The following is an 18,473-nucleotide window of genomic DNA, read 5'->3' as shown; positions in this document are numbered from 1 at the left end:
ATGTGGCCGCAACGCAAGCGCTTTGCCTCTCACCGTTCGGAGGCGGAGCGCCTGGAACAACAGAACGAAAGATCGATTCAGAGGCAACTATCGCGTTACTTCGACGAAAGTGCGGCAAAGCGAAGGACCTTACTCGTCAGTAGGCGGTTGCCACAGGGCAACGCATTACCGATACGGCCTGAATAGAGGATCATTTCCATTGGTAACCAACGCAATGACTTTCGCCGACATAAGGTGCCTGCGCCGTTGGGGACCTACGTCCCCGGCAGGGATCTTGGTCCCTATTGCCGATTCGATGTGCAATTCGAAGGCGAATAGCCCTACAGCCCTTGCTGATACAGGCTTCAACATCGAAACAAGATCAGGTCACTCGTCCAGTTCGCAACAAGCAAGCTCCGAAAAGAAAATTTTCCTTCGTCTCAATATGTGGGATTTCTGCCCCGCTTCGGCCGTTCCGCAGCGGCCGGTGCTCGGATTCGCACCTTGTGATCGATCACGTAAGGTCGACCAAAGTCGGGTTCGCTGACACAACCTCGCTGCAGCCGACACAGCCGGAGTGGACGACCAGTTCGAATAGGACTACATATCTTGAAGATTCGCGACCTACGCACGCAGTCGGGAATTATCCCCCGCCTCACAGTACGTTGGCTGATGATTGCAGCCGCGACAATCTTTGCTTTCTGGCCCACCTGGACCAATTTGTGGAGGAGCACCGCGAGCGGTACCGCCATCGGATACGTTTTTGTCCTCCCTTTGCTCTGCCTGATAGCCGCCGTCGGAACAGATTTGCGACGCGGCCCGGACCTTCCGATCCACGACCGTGAGACGGACAAGATTGTCGGTGGTATCGGCTTACTTGTTTCTCTGGGTTTACAGGCACTCCTCATGCCACGTTTTGCCGAGAACTATGAATTGATGCATATCGATGTAATCGCGGCATGGGTATTTGTCTGGAGCGCAGCGGTTCTCATGTTCGGGCTGCGTCCGGTGAACCGCTACTGGGCAATCTGGGTTGTTCCGATCGTCCTGGCGCCGCTCATCTACCGCACGCTGGCGACCGAACTCGGCGGCACACGATTCGACTACAGCATCATCATGGTGCTGGTCGCCTCGGCCGCAACGACGATCGCCGTCAGTAGGACCTGGAGACGGGGATTCGCCGGGTTCGTCGCTTCGTCCGTCCTGGGTGCTGCCTTGGTCTACTACCTCTCGCGGCAGTACCCGACTGCACCCTTGTTCAGCGTCCAGCTGCTACCAGCAATAGGTAGTGCGTTACTGGTAGGCGGGTTCTTCTACCTGTACGAGCGACGTGGAAGGTCATGGAAGCCGTTCGAGCGTCCGCTCCGGAATCCCTCGACGTCAACCAGCAACTGGACGATCCTGGCGGTGTTCGCCGCGGCAATCGTGATGTTTTTTACGCCAGTGCCCACCACTCAGAGCGTTCCGGTCTCAGTAGGTCCGCCGGCGACTGCTGATCCACGCCTCATCGTCCCCGCCGGTTGGCGTGAGATCTCAACCGACGAATACGATTGGCCGAGAAAATACTTCGGTTCCACCTCGGCACTCACTCGCCAGACAATTCGTGCTGACACACCCAACCCTGCCTGGGACACCCAGATGCGACCACGCACCGTCCAAATGGACGTTGTTCAAGTGCGTCGCCCGTCTACTCTGTCTGTCTATCCGAGCAATACAACCTATGATCTCCAGAACGCACGTGTCAGCCCCACCGTACGAGTTGAGTTGACTCGTGGAGTTGTCGCGGAAATGTACACAGTTGTCGACGACTCCCTCCTACTCACCTGGAGCAACCTCAATTTCGTGTGGACACGCGGCGACGGTGCCGCACAACGCGTCACACTCTTGACAGTGGACAATCATGAACCGAATGCCTTGTTCCCCGAACCGAAACCATCGATGGCTTCGAATGGAAGCAACACCTTGGCAGTTCTACTCAGAGGCAGGATATCTACTGTCGACAGCGAATCTCAGTACAAGGATCTAGGTATGCTCCAGTCCCTCGGAAGGCTTGTCGTGGAGGCACAGAAGTGGTAGATCCCGATCTCTCGGTTGAGGACGAAAGCTCGGAAGAATTCAAACGAGTTGCACTTCACGATGCTGTGAACGGACTGCGTGAACTTAAACCGATTTCGTCGGCATCAGTTGCGTTCTATCCGTGGCAGCGCAACATCCTGTTCCTGATTCTCGTGATCACCGTTGTGTGTCTGGTCTTCTTCCTTACTCCCACGCTCATCGTTCTCACATTGGCATGCACGCTCGGGTACGTATGGGCGATGGTGGATCGCCTAGTGCTGTTCACACGAGGTCTGGATGCCTCCTCGATCGTGACGATCAGCGATCAGGAGGCAAGCTCGCTTTCCGATGAAGAACTACCGCACTACACAATCCTTGTGCCGGCGTACAACGAGCCGGAAGTAGTCGGAGACCTGATTTCCGCTATGCGTGCGATCGACTACCCCTCGAACAAATTGCAGGTGCTGTTGCTCCTCGAAGAGGATGACACCGTCACCATCGACGCGGCGACTGCCGCCGGAGTCGATGCCGTGGTGAGTATCTTGAAGGTCCCTGCTGCAGATCCGCGCACCAAACCCAAAGCCTGCAACTACGGATTGCACTTCTCTACGGGCGAGATAATCACCATCTACGACGCCGAGGACTCACCGGATCCGCTCCAGTTACGCCGTGTGGTGGCAACCTTCGCGAAGCTTCCATCGAATACCGCGTGCGTTCAGGCGAAACTCGCATTTCACAACGGGACTCAGAATTTGTTGACCGCGTGGTTCACGGCCGACTACGCCCTCTGGTTCAATTTCATCCTCCCAGGACTGATGCGCAGTCAGTCACCGATTCCCTTGGGAGGCACGTCCAATCACCTTCGACGAAGTGTGCTCGACGAGATCGGCGCCTGGGACCCCTTCAACGTCACGGAGGACGCAGATCTCGGAGTTCGCATCGCGGAGAGCGGCTACCGGACCGCTGTTCTGAACTCGACGACGCTGGAGGAGGCCAACAGCGACACGATCAACTGGATCCGACAACGCTCACGCTGGTACAAGGGTTACCTGCAGACTTGGTTGGTTCACATGCGTCAACCTGTGAAACTGTGGCGCGGACTCGGCACGGTCGGATTTCTACGCTTCACCATCTTGATGGCGGGGACACCCATTGTGGCGACACTGAACATGGCGTTCTGGCTGATCAGTCTGGGTTGGATTCTCGGCCAGCCCGAGGTCATCCACGACGTGTTTCCCAACTACGTCTATTTTCCCGCCCTCGTGTCACTCGTATTCGGTAACGCCGCAGTCCTTTACATGAACCTGGTGGCATGCCGAGAGACGCGAAATCCTATGCTGCTGATAGCTTGCCTGACCGCTCCGCTTTACTGGGTCTTGATGAGCATCGCAGCCATCAAAGGCACATATCAGTTGATACGCAACCCGTCTTACTGGGAGAAGACCTTCCATGGCTTGAACACGTAAGCTCAATTCCCGATCAACTCTTGTTGCGCGGGTGAGCTTTGAAGCTTGCGGTCCGATCACTGCCGGCCGAAAGACATGCAAACGCGAGTACGACCGGTAGCCAGTAGTACGCCTGCTCGAAAAATGCCGAGGTCAGTGCGAATGTCATCATCGCGACCAGCACGCCGGCCGCGGCGGCGTTCTTGCCGGACTTCATCGATCTGAACGCAACCAATGCCGTCGCGCAGATGATGAGTCCCACAGCCAGGGCAAGCACCACCCCGCCTTGGTACCAAGACCGTAGAAACACATTGTGGACGACTGTGACGTTGTCGAACGAGGCCGCATTGGCAGCGTTCAGACCCACCCCGGACAGCGGATGCGCGCGAATAGCATCCCAAGCGAATCCGTAAGTGTCGTTACGGATCTCGAGTGTGCTGACGGCTTTGGTCTGCCCTGTGACCTGAAGGTATCGATCGGCCGGCGTCTCCAGGTGCTTTCCGAACTCGGTGTAGGTGATTGCGACCCAGAAGAGAACAGAGGCGCCGACAAAACTCTTGACGATGGTGGTGATCTTCACTCGCGAAGAAATCGCCACGACGATCAATCCGATCGCGCATGCCGACAACGAACTCAAACTACCGGTTGCCAGCAGTCCCACCGCGTTCACAATCGATATCAGCACCAGAACGACCCGATTTCCTACCTTTCGCACTGCAGCCCCCAGGCACAGAATCAGCGCAAGTGAGGACATGATGCCCAGAACGTTCGGGTGACCTGCCAGACCTGGAGCACGACCGTTCACAACACCGAAACCGAAGACGGATGAACCGGCCAATTGGATAGCGGCGGCCAGAGCAGAAACCGATTGGCTTGCTATGAACGCAATGCATACACGCCTGACAAAACCCGGATCACGCCGGACATTGGCGACCATCACAAATATTCCGAGCCCGAGAACTATGAAAAGTTGGATTCCAACATAAAGATTTCCGCCGATATCATTGCCACGCGTCGCTGTTACCGTTGCGACGAGAGCGGCGTAGCCGGCGGTCAACCAGACGCCGACAAACTGCGGCCGAGCAACTCGTCCCAGCGCTACTGACGCCACGATGACCGCAAGCACTGCCATCGCCCACAACTGCGTGACGGCGCCGGGCAACGAGCGGTATATCGGAACTGCGATCGCGATCGCCATCCACACAGCGGTAGTCGGCGACAAAGGAATTCTGCCTGTTCGCCCTGCCGTCGAAGCGGCATCATTCCGAAGACCTTGAGGTCTGACTTGACTCGGCGTTGTCATTGAGTTCCTGCTTCCGACAATCGAATTTTTTGCATTTCACCCTCGATTTCACCCTTCGCCGACGCCGGGCTGAATAATCCCCGCTCAGCGCAGAAGTCATCCTCTGTCGGCAACGTCGCGTAACTGCAAATAAGCGAATCGTCGACGCAAAACTTTGCCACGACATGGCAGATATCCAATTGTCCTCGACTCGTGGCCGAAAGGAAGTGGCATATACGTCTCGGCTCAGGCAATATGACCGCTATGAGTGGTTTCTCCGCATGGGTCGAGAATCAACTGGAACTTCGCTCGTTCGGCGACATCCAGGAAGCTGCGCGTGCGCTGAAGATTCGACCTTCCGAGCTGAGTCGATGGCTGTCGGCTAAACGCCCTCCCACGCAGGACACGATGCGGACGGCATGTCAGGTCTTCGACGCTCCGATCATGGAGGTCCTCGTAGCCGCCGGTTATCTGACCTCTGAGGAAGCGGAGCCGGGGATGACTCCACCGTCGATCGTCGCGACGATTTCGACACAGTCCCTGGTGGACGAACTCACCCGACGCGGTATCGACCGACAAAGTGAATGAATCCGGGCTACCGACATTCACATACGCGCTAGCCGAACGTGGTGCAGATTCTCGTGCACCAAAACATATTTCGACCTCAGCTGTCATGGACGGCATTATTCAGTACGTCAACTGCGGATCCGGCTGATCCAATCGTTCCTTGAGCCAGACTCGCAACTCCGGTCCGTACTCGGTGCGACTGAGCGCATGGTCGAGAGATGCTCGCAGAAAGCCTCCCGGGTTACCAAGATCGTGGCGGGTTCCGTGATGGACGACGACGTGAACCGGATGCCCCTCCGCGATCAACAGCGCTATCGCATCCGTCAGTTGTAGTTCGCCACCCTGCCCGGGTGAGATTCGTCTGAGCGCGTCGAACACGGCGCGATCGAGAAGGTATCGTCCGGCCGCGGCGAGAGTGGACGGAGCATCCTCAGGAGCCGGCTTCTCGACCATGCCGACGACGGCAAGTACATCGGGATCGCTGCCCTCCACAGGTGTTTGGACGTCGAATACTCCGTAGGCCCCAACACGATCGGGCGCGACGTCAAACGCGCACAGCACAGAACCACCACGCTCGACACGTACCTTCGCCATCGCGTCGAGAATGCCGCAGGGGTGGACCAGATCGTCGGGAAGCAGCACCGCGAACGAGTCCTCGTCCGCATCCAGCACCGATTCGACCAGACCGACAGCGTGTCCCAATCCCAGCGGAGACTCTTGCACAACCGGCTCCACCGAGATCAGGCCCGGGGCCCGACGCACACGCTCGAGTAGATGGTGCTTCCCGCTGGCGGCGAGCTTGCCCTCGAGCACCAGGTCCTCGACGAAATGCCCGACGACCGATGCCTTGCCCGGCGCAGTGACAATTACCAGACGTTCCGCGCCTGCTTGCGCCGCTTCGCTTGCGACCAGCTCGATCCCGGGTGTATCGACCACGGGGAGCAACTCTTTCGGAACCGTCTTGGTGGCCGGGAGGAAACGAGTCCCCATCCCGGCAGCCGGCACCACAGCAGTCTTGAAAGGCCGTTCAGCGCACCCAGTCATCGTTCACCTCTCCGCTCACACGATGCTCCACACACTTACCGTTACGCGCATGCAGCGGTCGTCCCCTCATTTCGACGACCGAAAGCTCACATCGCATGTACAGCCTGCGCACAAGGTCTACCGGGCGGCCGATGCCGCCGCAAGTTGACTCGAACTCGGAATTCGTTGCGCGCGAGAGCTACACACCACCCCTCGATGTCACTTCCACGAGGGGCACGCCGCACTCCGCGCACTACCCGTTACCGCGGCGAACGGTTGTGATCGTATTTCGACGTTGACCACGGCGGGACGTAGCAACTGGCCAAAGAGACAGGTACGACACAACTTCCGAACTCAGCACCTCAACCGGACCGTCCCCAGCCGACCCGGACGAAGGTCCTGGAAGCGTCGCATCGATGGTCCCGTGCGACTTCACCCGTCTTCAAGTTCGGTTATCCACAGGTGAATGCCACTGAATACCATTGAATACGAACGAAATACGGTCATCACGCCACAACACCAGATTCAGGTTGTTATCAAATCGTGACCATACTCCCACTGGATGGAACTCCCAGTGGACTACTAGCAGTGTCCTAACTTGCCAGTGAAGCAATCACGTCGAAGAGTGGATCGTCAGGCCCGATATCCATTGTGCATTCGTTCGGCCGTGGATCCGGCACGAATGCCCACAGGAGAGCTCCGGCCGTACCGGCCACCTTCTGCCCCGTCAGCTTCGTCTCGATATTCGTGGCTCTGGTCGCCAGTGATTCACAACTGCCTGCCAATTCGCCTGTCTCGGCGACCAACAACGGCTTCCCGACGTTCGCGGCCTGTTCGATGCGACGCGCCAGTCCGTTCCACTGGTCGCCCGGAAGCGGAACCCCGTCTGCTCCGTAGTCGTGATACTGCAGAACGTCGACGAAGTCGGACTCGCTCACGTACTGGTAGTCGTCACCCGCAGTGCCGCACTGACCGCCCCCGACGTATCCGGCCGTGATCAGGGTGTTCGGATCGATCGCCCGAAGTTCGGCGCCTGCCGTGTCGAAGAACTCCCGCAACACCTGCGCGGAATCAGACGGGCACGTTCTTGTCCACCAATTGCAGGCGGCATCGGTACACAGGCTCGGTTCCGGCTCCCCCACCAATTCCCACGCCGCGACGGAAGGCTCGTTCTTCCAACGGTCGACGGCGGTGTGCATCCAGTCCTGGAAGCTAATGGTGGCTCGACCTGGGATCAGGTTCGCGACCTTCCACTCGTCGGTGTACCAGTCCCTGGATTTGAACAGCCCGTCATCACACCCGCTGTCCTGGGGTGAGAGCACCGGAATCGTGAACTGATTGTGTCGCGCCGCAGCGTCGAACACCGCGTCCATCGGGCCGAAATCCATCTCCCCGGACACCTTGTTCACCGCGAGCGCCTGGAACGCGTTGAAACGCGTGACGGAGTTCGGTGGCAGAGAACCGAAGTAGGCATCGAGATCGACCATGGCGCCACAGCCGAAGTTCACCGACCAATCAGTGGCCAGTTGATAAGCATTCAGCCCGGTAGGCCACCATGGCTGTCCGTCGAGCGTCAGTCCGCTCGACGACGCTCCCACCCGAACCGTCTTGGGCGAATCGGCAACCACCGGCGTCGTGAACATTCCTGTCACCACCGCGACGGTTGCAAAGCTGACTACAGCGGCAGCGATACGGCGACGCACTGTGCCAGGCACACGCGGACGCACTTCTTCAGAAGACATCTACAACCATCCACGTCATACGGACAATCCTCCCACACGAATTGCCTCATCGACCCGTTTGCCGTTCACCGGTGACGCGATACAAACGCCAGGCCGAAGGGTCCATGCCGCCGTCGTTGGGAACCTCGAGTACCAGCGCTCCCACACCGCCGGCCCCGGTGTCGTACATCGTCGGATAGCGCCGATTGACCGCGTCCGACACACCGCGACCGGTGTTCGGCACCGACAGGATGTATTCGACGTGATGTTCGGCGGGGTTGTTCAGTACGCGCACGAAGTCCGCATCGGAAGGCACGACGAATTGCCGAGGGTTGTTCGACGACGCCACGACGGCATAGCTCTGCACGGTGTCGAGCAGAACCGACCCCTCCGGCAGAGCCAAGTCGTCCAGGTATCTGGCGATGCGACGCTCGGCCGCAAACGTGCGCAGATTCGTCTGCTCCTCCAGGTTCTGCCGGCCCGGAATGATCGCACTGGCAATGGAATGCTCGAGCACTGCGATCCGCGCATTACCCATCGCGACAAACGTGACCAGCGTCGACCCGACCAGCAAGCACAGAGAGATCACAAGGGGCAGAGAGGGTCCCGACTGCTCGGGGTACGTCGATACCGAGCGTGACGCAGCAGCCCCCGGTCGACGCGTGACGACCGGCGCTCCGCGAGGTGCGATCAGGACGACCAACACGAAACACAGCGGAATGATCGAAATGTAGAAGCGCAGAAGGGGAAACGTCGATCCCATCACGTAGAGCAAGGTTTGGGCACCGAGGATGGCGCCGAACAACACAAGAGGCACGACCACTTCGGTGTCGCGCCGCCGAAGTGCGTAGATGATTGCAAGGACCGCGAGCACCGGGAGCGCCGGGCCGAGTACGGCCATTTCGGTAATCGAGAACGCAAGACGGGCGATCGGTGAGTCGGTTCCGGCACCAGCCTGCTCCAGGATGGAACTGTTCCCGTAGACCGACGAGAACTGTTGGAACGCTTGACCTGTGATGAGCCAACTGGCAAACGACCACAAGGCGAAGGCAAGGAATCCCGGCATCAGCACTACGGCACCGTCGAGGGCTGCTGCCCAGAGCCGCAAGCCGGGCCCCGCGCCCTCGCCGCGCTCCTCAGCAGTCGGGCGGAAACGAAGCCAACTCACCACGGTCACCAGCACCACCGCGACGAACAGCGGGGCCAATGCGTCGTATCTGGTGAGGTACGCCAGAGCGAACGCGAGGCCGGCACCGATGAGGTCGTGTACGTCGTCGCTTCGCATCCACCGAATCAATCGACGCGTCGCCCACAGAACGAAGAAGAGGAACGGAGCTTCGCTCATTCCGCTCGCCGCGTACATGACGATCATCGGGTTGACAGCGAACAGCACGGTCAGGACGACGGTGACCCATCGCGCACACCCACGGTCGCGGCTGATCCCACGTACCTGAATCACAGCACCAGCCATGAAGGCCGCGGACATCACGACCGCAGTGATGTTCCACCGCAGCAGATCCGGCCACCAATGACCCATCAGGCCCATCGGAATCTGGACTGCCGCCGTCAACGGGGTGAACACGAACCCGATCGCCGCGAAGTGCGGATCACGGCTGAGCAGCATCGCCGACACCGCGGCGACGCGGCTGAGCGAATCGGTGAAGATGAACCCGATACCCGCGTTCATCCACACGCCCAACGCGGTGTAGATCGCGAAGAGCGCGACGAACATCCGCCATGGCTTGCGGCCCGGTAGATCGTGGACCGCGACGGACAGGGCCGGGCGATCGGTGACGGTCACTGTCCGCGACGCCGAGCCACGAGCACACCACCGACGGCAACAGCGATCAGAACCACGGTCCCGAATCCGATCCAGCCGATCGTGACCGCGCTCAGTCCGGTCTCCTCTTCGGCCGAGGTCGCGGTGCCCAACGGGGCGACGTTGACTCCGACATCGAAGGGCTCACTTCCCCGAGGCGCGACCAGGAGATCGCCGGTCAGTTCTGCGAACCGGTCCTTCCCACCTTCCAACCAGTTGAGCAGACCGTCGGCATCGGCCGCATCACCCTCAGAGGTCAGCGCCACCACTTCGTTGTGCGAACCCGAAACCACCTGCAAGGCACCGTATTGTCCACCGAATTCCAGACCCTGCAAGCGCAGGAGCCCTTGATCTGCTGTGTCCATGGGTAGGGCCACCGGAGTGGGGAGCGTCCCGTCCGCCGCGATCAACAACGCCGGCAGAGAACTGGTCGCCGCGTCGCCGAACGGGAGCACACGCGGTTGCAGCGGCAGATAGCTCAACCGCTGCATCGCCACAACGAGGCGCTGCGCTCGAACGAGATCTGCGAAATCACCGTGACTCAAACCGACATCGAGTGTGGGCAGCATCGACTGCGGTAATGCCTGGAAGCCTCCAGGCGTCGGCGGGAATCCGGTAGTGGACGTGATGGTGCTTGCCGGATCGACAGTGAGCGAAGACGGGCTACTGGTGCCGCATTGGAAGTCGCCGGTCACATCCATCGAGACTTCGAAGGTCAGGTCGCGACGCAGGAGTTCGTTCGGAACATCGACGCCGATGTCGAAGCGCCCTGTCTCGTTCACCGTCTGCGAAGCAAGCCGTGAGTCCCCCAGCGAAATCGACAGTTCTCCGTTGCGTGAATTCGGCAGCGGTACATAGGAACCGATCATTCGGATCGACACGTCCTTCATCGGACGCCCCAGTTGCGACTGGCTGAACGGGACGTCGACCTCGATGTGATTGAGACCGGAAGCCGTCAACGTTCCGAGCTTCAGCTCACCGACGGTGATGGCGTCCTGGGAAATCTGGGCAACTGTGTTGTCCGGTGACGCGAGCGCCCTGCTCGCCGCCCAGTAGCCGTCGAAGTTCGCCGCCAACAGACTGACCTGAGGAACGAGGGTCTTGTCGTCCCCTGAAATTCGCAGCACTGGTGCACCATTCGGAGCAGCCGCGAGATCGATGCCGGCGTCCCCACTGTTGCCGAGTACTACAGCTCTCTCGAACAGTCCCGGCTCAGCGGACGGCAGACTCTGGCCGTTCGGCAGTTGTTCCACCACCACGGCGTCAGGCTGACTTCCGTACTTGTTGACAATCGCTGCACTCAGCTGCAGAGCCGCACTCTGCTGTGACCGTGACGAACCATCCGTGACGTAGATGGTTGCCTTCCTCAAAATCGGCGGAAAGAAGGTTGCAACAGTCGTGGGCTGCTGCTCGGCACCGTCGTAGGCGACAAAGGCATCCCGGAGCGCAAGGGGCTGGTATCTCGTTCGGTCGTAGCAGCGGTCGTCGACGGGAACGAGGTGAGCGATCATCGACACGGTCACGCTCCGGTCGACCACTTCGAGACCTTGCAACGGAACCGAAATCGGTAGGCCGGTTCCGGCCTGCCCGGCGTCGAAGTCGACGCGGCTCACCAATCTGCCGTCGGCAGTCACTTCGAGCCAACCCCTACTGAAGTCGGTCGGGGCGGTCAGGATTCCGGTCACGGCTGTTGCGGTGAGTCCGTCCGGCACCGGCACGGTCACCAAGACGGGTGCGTCATCGGAGGAGAACACGATGTCTGTTCCTCGTCCGAGTTCGGTGAAGGAGATCGGAGTTGTGGCTGCGGCGGCCACCGAAGTATCTGCGTCGTCCTCGAAATCCTGGGCGGAGGCGACACTGCCGAGCGGAAGCAACAAAGTGACCGCGACAGCCACCGGCATTGCCAGCGCGCGCGTCAGCCAGGTTCGAGAGTGGCCCATCAGCGTGTCTCCTCGACATTTCTTGTTTCCGCGCAATCACCAAACACAAATCACGAGTAGCAATCTCGCCAGTTCGCGACGGTCGCAGGTCCGATCGCACCGTTACGGACAAACAAACCATAACGACCAATTTATGCGTTTGGCTAATTATCCCGGCGGGCGAGACTTTTGTTACGGCATGTCACATGATTAGCAATCACCACCACTGGGAAGTCGAAAGACGCCACTGAAAAGCCCGTCAATACGCCTGAACGTCCGTCCAGTCCGGGCGCTTCACGGGCGGAGAATTCTCAGATAAAGGAAGCTGTGACGATCAATTCGATCATCCCCGCCGGCAAGAGTGCGATCGGGAAGCTGGTCGGTGCGCCGTTCCACTTCGCATCATCGCTGCGCATGGCCAGGGTTTTTCACCCTCACGGGATCGAACTGAAGGGAACATTGAAGCCGGCCACCCCATGGTGGCCGGTATCGGAGTCGTCGACGATTACCGTCACCGCTCGAATGTCGAAAGCCCTCGGAACACCCGGAGACCTACCCGACGTACTCGGCCTGGCGCTTCGGTTGCACGATGTCGGCGCAGATGAAAACCCGTGGGACATTCTTCTCGCAACATCAGGACTTTCTACCTTCTCGAAAATGTTTCCAGCTCCGGCTTTCTCGTGGAACGGCGCGAGATACAGCACACTGGTTCCTTACTCACGCGCGGGCGGTGCCGCGGCGTGGCTGATCGTGACACCGCGCGGTGTCCATCCGGCCGGCACTTCTTTGTCTGCATTGAAAGCTGCGGTCGATCATTCCCCGCTGCACTTCTCCGTGTACCTCGCGAGAATTCAACTTCAGTTGATACCGATCGGGCATCTCTGTCTCGACGAGGTCGAGGACCACCCGGATTGCCTCCAGCCGTCCTTCGATCCGATTCTGAACACACCGGCCCACATGCGCATGCTTCCGGAGTGGCTCGCAGAAACGCGCAAGTTCGCGTATCGCGGTAGCCGCAACGGCCGAGGAGACACACAAAAGCGCGGTTGACCGGACGTGCCGATCAACCGCGCCGAAGCTCACTCAGCTTGTGAACTTGTCCTTGATATCCGAGACCTTGTCACTGACAGTGTCGCCGGCCTTCTTGACCTTCGCCTCGCCCTGATCGGCAACACCCTCGGCAGCCAGATCATCGTTGCCCGTGGCGTTTCCGAACTTTTCCTTCGCTTCGCCGATGAGATCCTCAGCGCGGTGCTTTGCCTTGTCGATGAAGTCAGACATGTATTTCTCCTTCTTGGATTCGGTCGTGCGTTCGGCCGTGGAATTCGGTCGTGGATTCAGTCGAACTCGAACTGCGTGGACAAATGCGTGTCAGCGTTTTCCGGTGACTGCCTTGACCAGGAACAGCAAGATGACGGCGCCGAGGAGGCAAGTGAGGAAGCTGAAGATCCAGCCCGCGCCCTCGACATCGACGCCGAAGACTCGAAGCAGGAAACCACCGATCAGACCGCCGATGACACCGACAACGATGTTGAGGAAGATCCCCTGCTGCGCATCGGTTTTCATGATCTTACTGCCGATCCAACCCGCCAGTCCACCGATGATGATCCAGGCGATGATACCGAGAGGAAGCATTTGAACTCCTTAGAGTAAAGAGGGGCGGCGCAATGAGAGACTGCCGGTAAAGGGAGAGTTCCGAGCGATCGGCCCGCGCAACTAGACCGTGATCGCGGGTAGTGTTTGCACACAACCGGACTCTCCACCGCACGACGCGGGGGATCGTGCACTCAGTAGCAGCCACATTGTCTGCTTACCTTTCTATCAGGTGTTCACGACAGAACCAAAATGACTGGCGATTCACCACATACGAGAAACGACACTCACCGACGCGCACATGATCAGCGTCACTACGATCGCGATCGCCATCGAAGTGACGGTCGCAAGGAGCACCGTGACACACAGTGCCACAGCAACATCCATGACTCTGTGCACGATCGGGAGGTCTACCAATACCCGGTCACCGGGAGGCTCAAACCTCGATTGATCAGAGAGTTCTCGGCTCATCGCGTTTCGCGCTTTCCACGGCGATGTGAGTTCTGGTCGCGACGGATGGATCACCGACCATCGACTCGACTTGATCCCCCGTGTCAGTGACGCGAGAAATCAACTCGGACAACGTTTCCGATCCGGATACGACGCTACGTCTCAATGTCACTCGCAAATCGATCGTGCGAACTCCACGATCGAGCAACGCTTTTCCTCGGACACGCGACACTTCGTCGAAGTCCTCCAGTGATGCGCTCGCCCCTTCCGCCACCGCACCCAGATCCGCGGTGATGGAATTGTGCGAGTTCGACCCAGGGACCGTGATCTCCTTCACCCGACGCAGCGGCACATGCGCGATCAACCACCGCAACGCGAGGAGGACTAGCAATACTCCCCCAGCTCCGACAGCCCATGGCCACCACGAGTGATCGACAAGATCTTCAGCCCACGGGATCTCGATACGCGCCGGGAAATCCTTGATCACGTCGCGATTCCACAGGATCGCTGCAACTCCCAGCGCTATCGCGAGCATCCCCACGACGCATGTCGCCACGCGATCCATCGCCGTCGCCGTCCGAGTCATGACAGCGATCCCGTCTGGATACGAACCTTGATTCGCGGCGATGGTGACAGCGACCCGGCCAAGTCCCCCAGCACCGCACGGATTTCCGATTCAGCGGTGGCGGCTCCATCGGGCGTGACCGAGGCCTTCACTTCCAGCTTGCGCCGGGTCGCGTGTGACGAAGCGGATCGAACCTGGGCCAGTGACTCGACGCGAACAGACGCTATCGCCGCTACATCGGCGGGATCGATCCACGTATTCGCGACTCCGACCAAGGCATTGGCAGTCTTTCGTCGCGGTTTGAGTCCGACGATGACGAACCACAGGCCGAGAACGACGGCTGCGATCCCCGCCGGCAACATCCAACCCTGGTACGCGAGCCCGTCCACATATGCGGCAGCACTTGGTATCCACTGCGACCCGGTGATCACGCCGGTATCCACCAGCGCGTCGCGGACGCCGACCACGCCGAGCGCAAGTAGCGCCGCGGCGATGAGGAATCCCGTGACGGCCGATCCGGGCGCCGCAAGGGGAACAGGAGCAGCAGCCCTCGAGGCAGTGGGTGGTGCGACCTTGTCGGCGGTCATCGCACTGTCCTTCCCGCGTCACGCTTGGTCGATGCCGGGAGAACGCTCACGATCGCCACGTCCACGCCGTCTACGTCCAGGCCCGATACAGACTGCAACTGGGTTGTCACGTTCTCTCGCACCGCGGTACCGATGACCGACAAGGATCCGGGCCACTCGATCGCGATGTCCACCTTGGCCCGTACCCGCTTGCCGGATACCAGCACTCGCGCCCTCGGCAATTCACGCCCGGTCAGTTTGTCCATGCCGCCGGCGTGATGACGCACCCCCGGGGTCCCGCGCGTCGCCTCGAGAACCAACTTCTGCGCGACTCTGTCTCGAATCGTCAGCGTTCCGCGATCGCCCGGCTCACCAAGCACAGACGACTCCGGTCGAGCTGTCTCAGCCACGTCCGCGACCCTTCAGCATCACACCGAGATCGAACTCGCCGTCACGCTGACCACCGACGAGGTATCCGATCACACCGAGAACCAGAGCGATGAGGAATCCGGTGAAACCGCCTGCAGCAGCTGCGACTCCGAGAAGTAGTCCTGCCAGTAGGCCGACAGTCGAGGTGGTCATGTGAATCCTCCGTTGTGGATGATGTTCGATGGTGCGAGTCAGATCTCGGTGTAGGTCTTGGCACCCGGAAACCGAGCGCGCAAACGCGTGTACTGGGTCCGAGCGGGTTTCGCTATCTGCCGCATCGTGCCGCGCAGTGTCCTGCGCACACCCACACCGATCGGGGACGCGAAGTCCCGGTCGACGCGTTCGAGCGCTCGATTGAGCGCGTCGGCAGATCCGCCCACGTCGGGGTGGTAGCTCCTGATCGCCTCTCGGCGTGCGGATCGGCGATCAGGAACTGGACCACGAGAGTGCTCAGGCATCGTGCGCACGACCGACTACGTCTTCCACTGTCACGTTCACGGGGCCTGTAACGAGTCCTGAAACCGCTTGGCGGATACGTAAAGCCGTATCTCGAACGGCGGCGTCGGCGAAGATGCACACATGGATGTCTGTCGACGACTCCGTCACCCGCACGCCGACGACGCGGCGACCGGGGAGGTACGTGCCAACCTCGCCGAACATTCCGGCATGAAGCGAGGCGACCCCAGGTATCCCCGTCACAGCCGCCGCGATGGTGTCGGCGATTTCGGAACTCACTGCACCCGCGCAGTCTTGGGCTCGCCGGTTTCGTCGTCACTGCCCTCGTCGAGGTGAACGTCGTGAACCGTGATGTTCACCTCGGTCACTTCGAGACCCGTCATCCGTTCGAGCGCCGCAATGACGTTGCGGCGAATGCCGGTGGCCAGATCGGCGAGCGATACGCCGTACTCGGCCACGATGTCGATGTCGACCGCTGCCTGCTTTTCGCCGACCTCGACCGATACTCCCTGGGAGTGGTTGACACTCGCGCCGGGGATCCGCTCGCGCAGTGCCCCGACAACCCGCGACGCTCCGCCGCCGACGTCGTACACGCCGCTCACCTCTCGCGTAGCGATGCCGGCAATCTTCGAGACAACGGTGTCGGCGATCGACGTCTTTCCTTGCGAACTCACGAGAGCCGAGTCGTTCGATGATGCAACATCCTTCGTAGATGCTGTCGCAACCTGCGTGCTGACCATTGTCATCTCCTCCTGTTGATCGATCTACCTGTGTAGTCGTCACTCGAAGGCAAAACCGAATGCCCCAGTCAGGTGACGTGCATCACTGACACTTGTTAGTTACTGTCCGTAACATTCAACGCCCCGGCCGGGCGAACAATCTTCGAACGCAGCCGAGTGTTCCGCATTTCCGCGAGAGGAGCGACTGTGGCGTTACCGCATACACAGGGGCTCACCGAAGCACCTGACGGTTTGGACACCGCGACAGTGAACGCTGCGATACTCGGCGACCGAGAAGCATTCGAGTCACTGGTGCACTACTACGGACCTGCACTTCACCGCTATGCGCGTCGCATGCTCGCAGACGAAGGTGACATTCTCGAGGTAGTCCAGGACACCTTCGTGGCCGCCTGGCGTCGACTCGATTCGTTTCGTGGCGAATCGTCGATGCGAACATGGCTTTTCGCGATCTGTTCCCGAAAGATCGTGGACAGCTATCGAATCAAGAGAGCTCAACCGATCGACGACAGATTGCTCGATCCTCTCGTGCCGTCTCCCGAGGCCGGCCCGTTCGACACGACCTCGAACTCCGCGTTCCTCGAGGCACTGGAAGAAGCGTTGGGTGAACTGCCTTATCGCCAGCGTGCGGCATGGACGCTGCGAGAGGTGGAGATGCTCACGTTCGTTCAAATCGGCAAGATTCTAAGACTCACCCCGGATGCGGTGCGCGGGCATCACCATCGTGCACGGGCTAACCTGAGTGAACGAATGACGAGGTGGCGATGACTGAATCACGAACCGACGCATTGATGGCGCACGCATCCGACGTCCTGCGGAACGCTCCCGAGCCGGGCTGGGATCGAATCAGCGACAAGGTGATCCGGGCGCTACGGTCGACCTCGGCGTCCGGTTGGCCGCTCGACGCACACGCGTCGGAAGGTCCACGTCTAGGCACTGTGTCGGTGAGCGATCACGTACTCCGTACCCACTTGGCCGCCGAGATACGTTCTCGGCACCACTGCTCGCCGAGCAGCATCGAGTTCTTCGTCGACGGCCACGAAATACGTTCACTACGTATCGAACTGGCAGCGCCATACGGAGTGGATCTGGCCGAACTGTCGGACCGGGTTCGGTTCACCGTCGTGGACGTCGTTCACCTGATCCTCGGCGACACGGACCCACCGGTCTCTGCAGAGAGCATCCACGTCGCCGTAGTCGACATCGTCGATGATCTACCTGCCGAAGGGAACACCAAAAGCCACTCCGAACACTAGGTGTTTGTTCGGCAAGTGTTTGGGAACCCGGCACTCATGACCACTCCCCCACCACCGGATCCGGGCCCCGCCCCCGACCCGGGGCCGCCGACACCACCGGCGCCGACACCACCCGATCCGATGAATCCGCCGCCCGTGCCACCGACTCCGACGCCACCGAACCCGTACCCTCCGGATCCGATCCCGCAGATCTGACGTCGGCTGCCCCGAACTTCGGAGTTCAACCGCCGAGTTCGGCGATCATCTCGCTCAACGATTCTGCGGCGATACGTAGTTCACCTTCGTCGGGGTTGTCGGGTGAGGACGGTAGACGTTCGGCCAACTGCTCGCGAGTGACAAGCGAGATACCCTCGAGACCGAACCCTTCTTCATCGGGGACGTAGATCTCGATCTCGCCCCCGACCGCTACCAGTTCCGAATGGGGGCCACTGCCCAGCAGTGCACGCAGGTGTTCGGTCGTCACGGTCATATGGTTCACGTGAAATCTCCTGCTTCGGTGACAGCTGACTTTGCCGGTATGGACTCGACGTGACGTACTGGCTCGACGTGACGCACTACCCCTACTGAGTACCCCTCGCGGGTGAGCAGGAAACGACAAGTACATGAACAAC

21 protein-coding genes are annotated in these 18,473 nt (G+C 60.0%); 6 read left to right on the top strand and 15 right to left on the bottom strand.

Annotation, left to right across the window (positions count from 1 at the left end; all coding sequences use genetic code 11):
* The first annotated feature begins 588 nt into the window (after positions 1 to 588).
* Positions 589 to 2,055: a hypothetical protein gene (locus tag ACVZUB_RS06425; RefSeq protein ID WP_482628248.1), complete on the top strand. Its 1,467-nt coding sequence runs from the start codon at positions 589 to 591 to the stop codon at positions 2,053 to 2,055.
* Complete coding sequence (locus ACVZUB_RS06420; protein ID WP_482628247.1) at positions 2,049 to 3,500, top strand: glycosyltransferase; 1,452 nt, start codon at positions 2,049 to 2,051, stop codon at positions 3,498 to 3,500. The genes ACVZUB_RS06425 and ACVZUB_RS06420 overlap by 7 nt, the downstream gene beginning before the upstream one ends.
* Positions 3,501 to 3,513: 13 nt before the next feature.
* On the opposite strand, the gene ACVZUB_RS06415 is transcribed toward ACVZUB_RS06420, so the two are convergent.
* Positions 3,514 to 4,677 (bottom strand): O-antigen ligase family protein, encoded by a 1,164-nt coding sequence (locus ACVZUB_RS06415; protein WP_064443233.1) that lies wholly within the window; start codon positions 4,675 to 4,677, stop codon positions 3,514 to 3,516.
* Between the two features lie 348 nt (positions 4,678 to 5,025).
* Between ACVZUB_RS06415 and ACVZUB_RS06410 the strand changes: the two genes are divergently transcribed.
* The gene (locus ACVZUB_RS06410) at positions 5,026 to 5,349 is read left to right on the top strand and encodes a helix-turn-helix domain-containing protein (RefSeq protein WP_223304618.1); all 324 of its coding nucleotides are present in this window, start codon (positions 5,026 to 5,028) and stop codon (positions 5,347 to 5,349) included.
* 99 nt (positions 5,350 to 5,448) lie between these two features.
* Here the strand turns inward: ACVZUB_RS06410 and ACVZUB_RS06405 are convergent, their stop codons facing one another.
* The 4 genes from ACVZUB_RS06405 to ACVZUB_RS06390 form a co-directional block, all read right to left on the bottom strand.
* Complete coding sequence (locus ACVZUB_RS06405) at positions 5,449 to 6,372, bottom strand: UTP--glucose-1-phosphate uridylyltransferase (protein ID WP_058038947.1); 924 nt, start codon at positions 6,370 to 6,372, stop codon at positions 5,449 to 5,451.
* Positions 6,373 to 6,944: 572 nt separating this feature from the next.
* Entirely contained in the window at positions 6,945 to 8,093 is a 1,149-nt protein-coding gene (locus tag ACVZUB_RS06400; protein ID WP_482628246.1) for a beta-mannosidase, read from the bottom strand.
* A gap of 46 nt (positions 8,094 to 8,139) precedes the next feature.
* Positions 8,140 to 9,873: an ArnT family glycosyltransferase gene (locus ACVZUB_RS06395; RefSeq protein WP_003943618.1), complete on the bottom strand. Its 1,734-nt coding sequence runs from the start codon at positions 9,871 to 9,873 to the stop codon at positions 8,140 to 8,142.
* Positions 9,870 to 11,831 (bottom strand): hypothetical protein, encoded by a 1,962-nt coding sequence (locus ACVZUB_RS06390; protein WP_042925707.1) that lies wholly within the window; start codon positions 11,829 to 11,831, stop codon positions 9,870 to 9,872. Before ACVZUB_RS06390 ends, ACVZUB_RS06395 begins: the two co-directional genes overlap by 4 nt.
* A 306-nt stretch (positions 11,832 to 12,137) precedes the next feature.
* Between ACVZUB_RS06390 and ACVZUB_RS06385 the strand changes: the two genes are divergently transcribed.
* Entirely contained in the window at positions 12,138 to 12,860 is a 723-nt protein-coding gene (locus ACVZUB_RS06385; RefSeq protein WP_021333851.1) for a hypothetical protein, read from the top strand.
* 33 nt (positions 12,861 to 12,893) lie between these two features.
* On the opposite strand, the gene ACVZUB_RS06380 is transcribed toward ACVZUB_RS06385, so the two are convergent.
* The 9 genes from ACVZUB_RS06380 to ACVZUB_RS06340 form a co-directional block, all read right to left on the bottom strand.
* Positions 12,894 to 13,091: a CsbD family protein gene (locus ACVZUB_RS06380; protein WP_007726588.1), complete on the bottom strand. Its 198-nt coding sequence runs from the start codon at positions 13,089 to 13,091 to the stop codon at positions 12,894 to 12,896.
* Between the two features lie 90 nt (positions 13,092 to 13,181).
* Positions 13,182 to 13,445, bottom strand: coding sequence for a GlsB/YeaQ/YmgE family stress response membrane protein (locus tag ACVZUB_RS06375; protein WP_003943661.1), 264 nt, complete (start codon positions 13,443 to 13,445; stop codon positions 13,182 to 13,184).
* 409 nt (positions 13,446 to 13,854) lie between these two features.
* The gene (locus tag ACVZUB_RS06370) at positions 13,855 to 14,439 is read right to left on the bottom strand and encodes a hypothetical protein (protein ID WP_046378100.1); all 585 of its coding nucleotides are present in this window, start codon (positions 14,437 to 14,439) and stop codon (positions 13,855 to 13,857) included.
* The gene (locus tag ACVZUB_RS06365) at positions 14,436 to 15,005 is read right to left on the bottom strand and encodes a DUF6286 domain-containing protein (RefSeq protein ID WP_287484152.1); all 570 of its coding nucleotides are present in this window, start codon (positions 15,003 to 15,005) and stop codon (positions 14,436 to 14,438) included. The genes ACVZUB_RS06370 and ACVZUB_RS06365 overlap by 4 nt, the downstream gene beginning before the upstream one ends.
* A complete protein-coding gene (locus tag ACVZUB_RS06360) occupies positions 15,002 to 15,394 on the bottom strand; it encodes an Asp23/Gls24 family envelope stress response protein (protein ID WP_482628245.1) in 393 nt (130 codons plus the stop codon). Before ACVZUB_RS06360 ends, ACVZUB_RS06365 begins: the two co-directional genes overlap by 4 nt.
* Entirely contained in the window at positions 15,387 to 15,566 is a 180-nt protein-coding gene (locus tag ACVZUB_RS06355; RefSeq protein ID WP_003943629.1) for a hypothetical protein, read from the bottom strand. Before ACVZUB_RS06355 ends, ACVZUB_RS06360 begins: the two co-directional genes overlap by 8 nt.
* A gap of 38 nt (positions 15,567 to 15,604) precedes the next feature.
* Complete coding sequence (locus tag ACVZUB_RS06350; RefSeq protein ID WP_007726577.1) at positions 15,605 to 15,793, bottom strand: hypothetical protein; 189 nt, start codon at positions 15,791 to 15,793, stop codon at positions 15,605 to 15,607.
* Between the two features lie 70 nt (positions 15,794 to 15,863).
* Positions 15,864 to 16,148: an Asp23/Gls24 family envelope stress response protein gene (locus tag ACVZUB_RS06345; protein ID WP_042452304.1), complete on the bottom strand. Its 285-nt coding sequence runs from the start codon at positions 16,146 to 16,148 to the stop codon at positions 15,864 to 15,866.
* Positions 16,145 to 16,609: an Asp23/Gls24 family envelope stress response protein gene (locus ACVZUB_RS06340; RefSeq protein WP_003943699.1), complete on the bottom strand. Its 465-nt coding sequence runs from the start codon at positions 16,607 to 16,609 to the stop codon at positions 16,145 to 16,147. The genes ACVZUB_RS06345 and ACVZUB_RS06340 overlap by 4 nt, the downstream gene beginning before the upstream one ends.
* Before the next feature lie 186 nt (positions 16,610 to 16,795).
* Here ACVZUB_RS06340 and ACVZUB_RS06335 point away from each other — a divergent pair, with 186 nt between their 5' ends.
* Together ACVZUB_RS06335 and ACVZUB_RS06330 are read left to right on the top strand one after the other, a co-directional pair.
* Positions 16,796 to 17,374, top strand: a complete 579-nt coding sequence (locus tag ACVZUB_RS06335) for an RNA polymerase sigma factor (RefSeq protein WP_007726571.1) — start codon at positions 16,796 to 16,798, stop codon at positions 17,372 to 17,374.
* Positions 17,371 to 17,862, top strand: a complete 492-nt coding sequence (locus ACVZUB_RS06330) for a hypothetical protein (protein ID WP_218960345.1) — start codon at positions 17,371 to 17,373, stop codon at positions 17,860 to 17,862. The genes ACVZUB_RS06335 and ACVZUB_RS06330 overlap by 4 nt, the downstream gene beginning before the upstream one ends.
* 220 nt (positions 17,863 to 18,082) lie before the next feature.
* On the opposite strand, the gene ACVZUB_RS06325 is transcribed toward ACVZUB_RS06330, so the two are convergent.
* The gene (locus ACVZUB_RS06325) at positions 18,083 to 18,331 is read right to left on the bottom strand and encodes a hypothetical protein (RefSeq protein WP_007726566.1); all 249 of its coding nucleotides are present in this window, start codon (positions 18,329 to 18,331) and stop codon (positions 18,083 to 18,085) included.
* Between the last annotated feature and the right edge of the window lie 142 nt (positions 18,332 to 18,473).

This window comes from Rhodococcus sp. OS5, from assembly GCF_056837585.1.
This window is presented reverse-complemented; position numbering and strand designations above follow the sequence as displayed.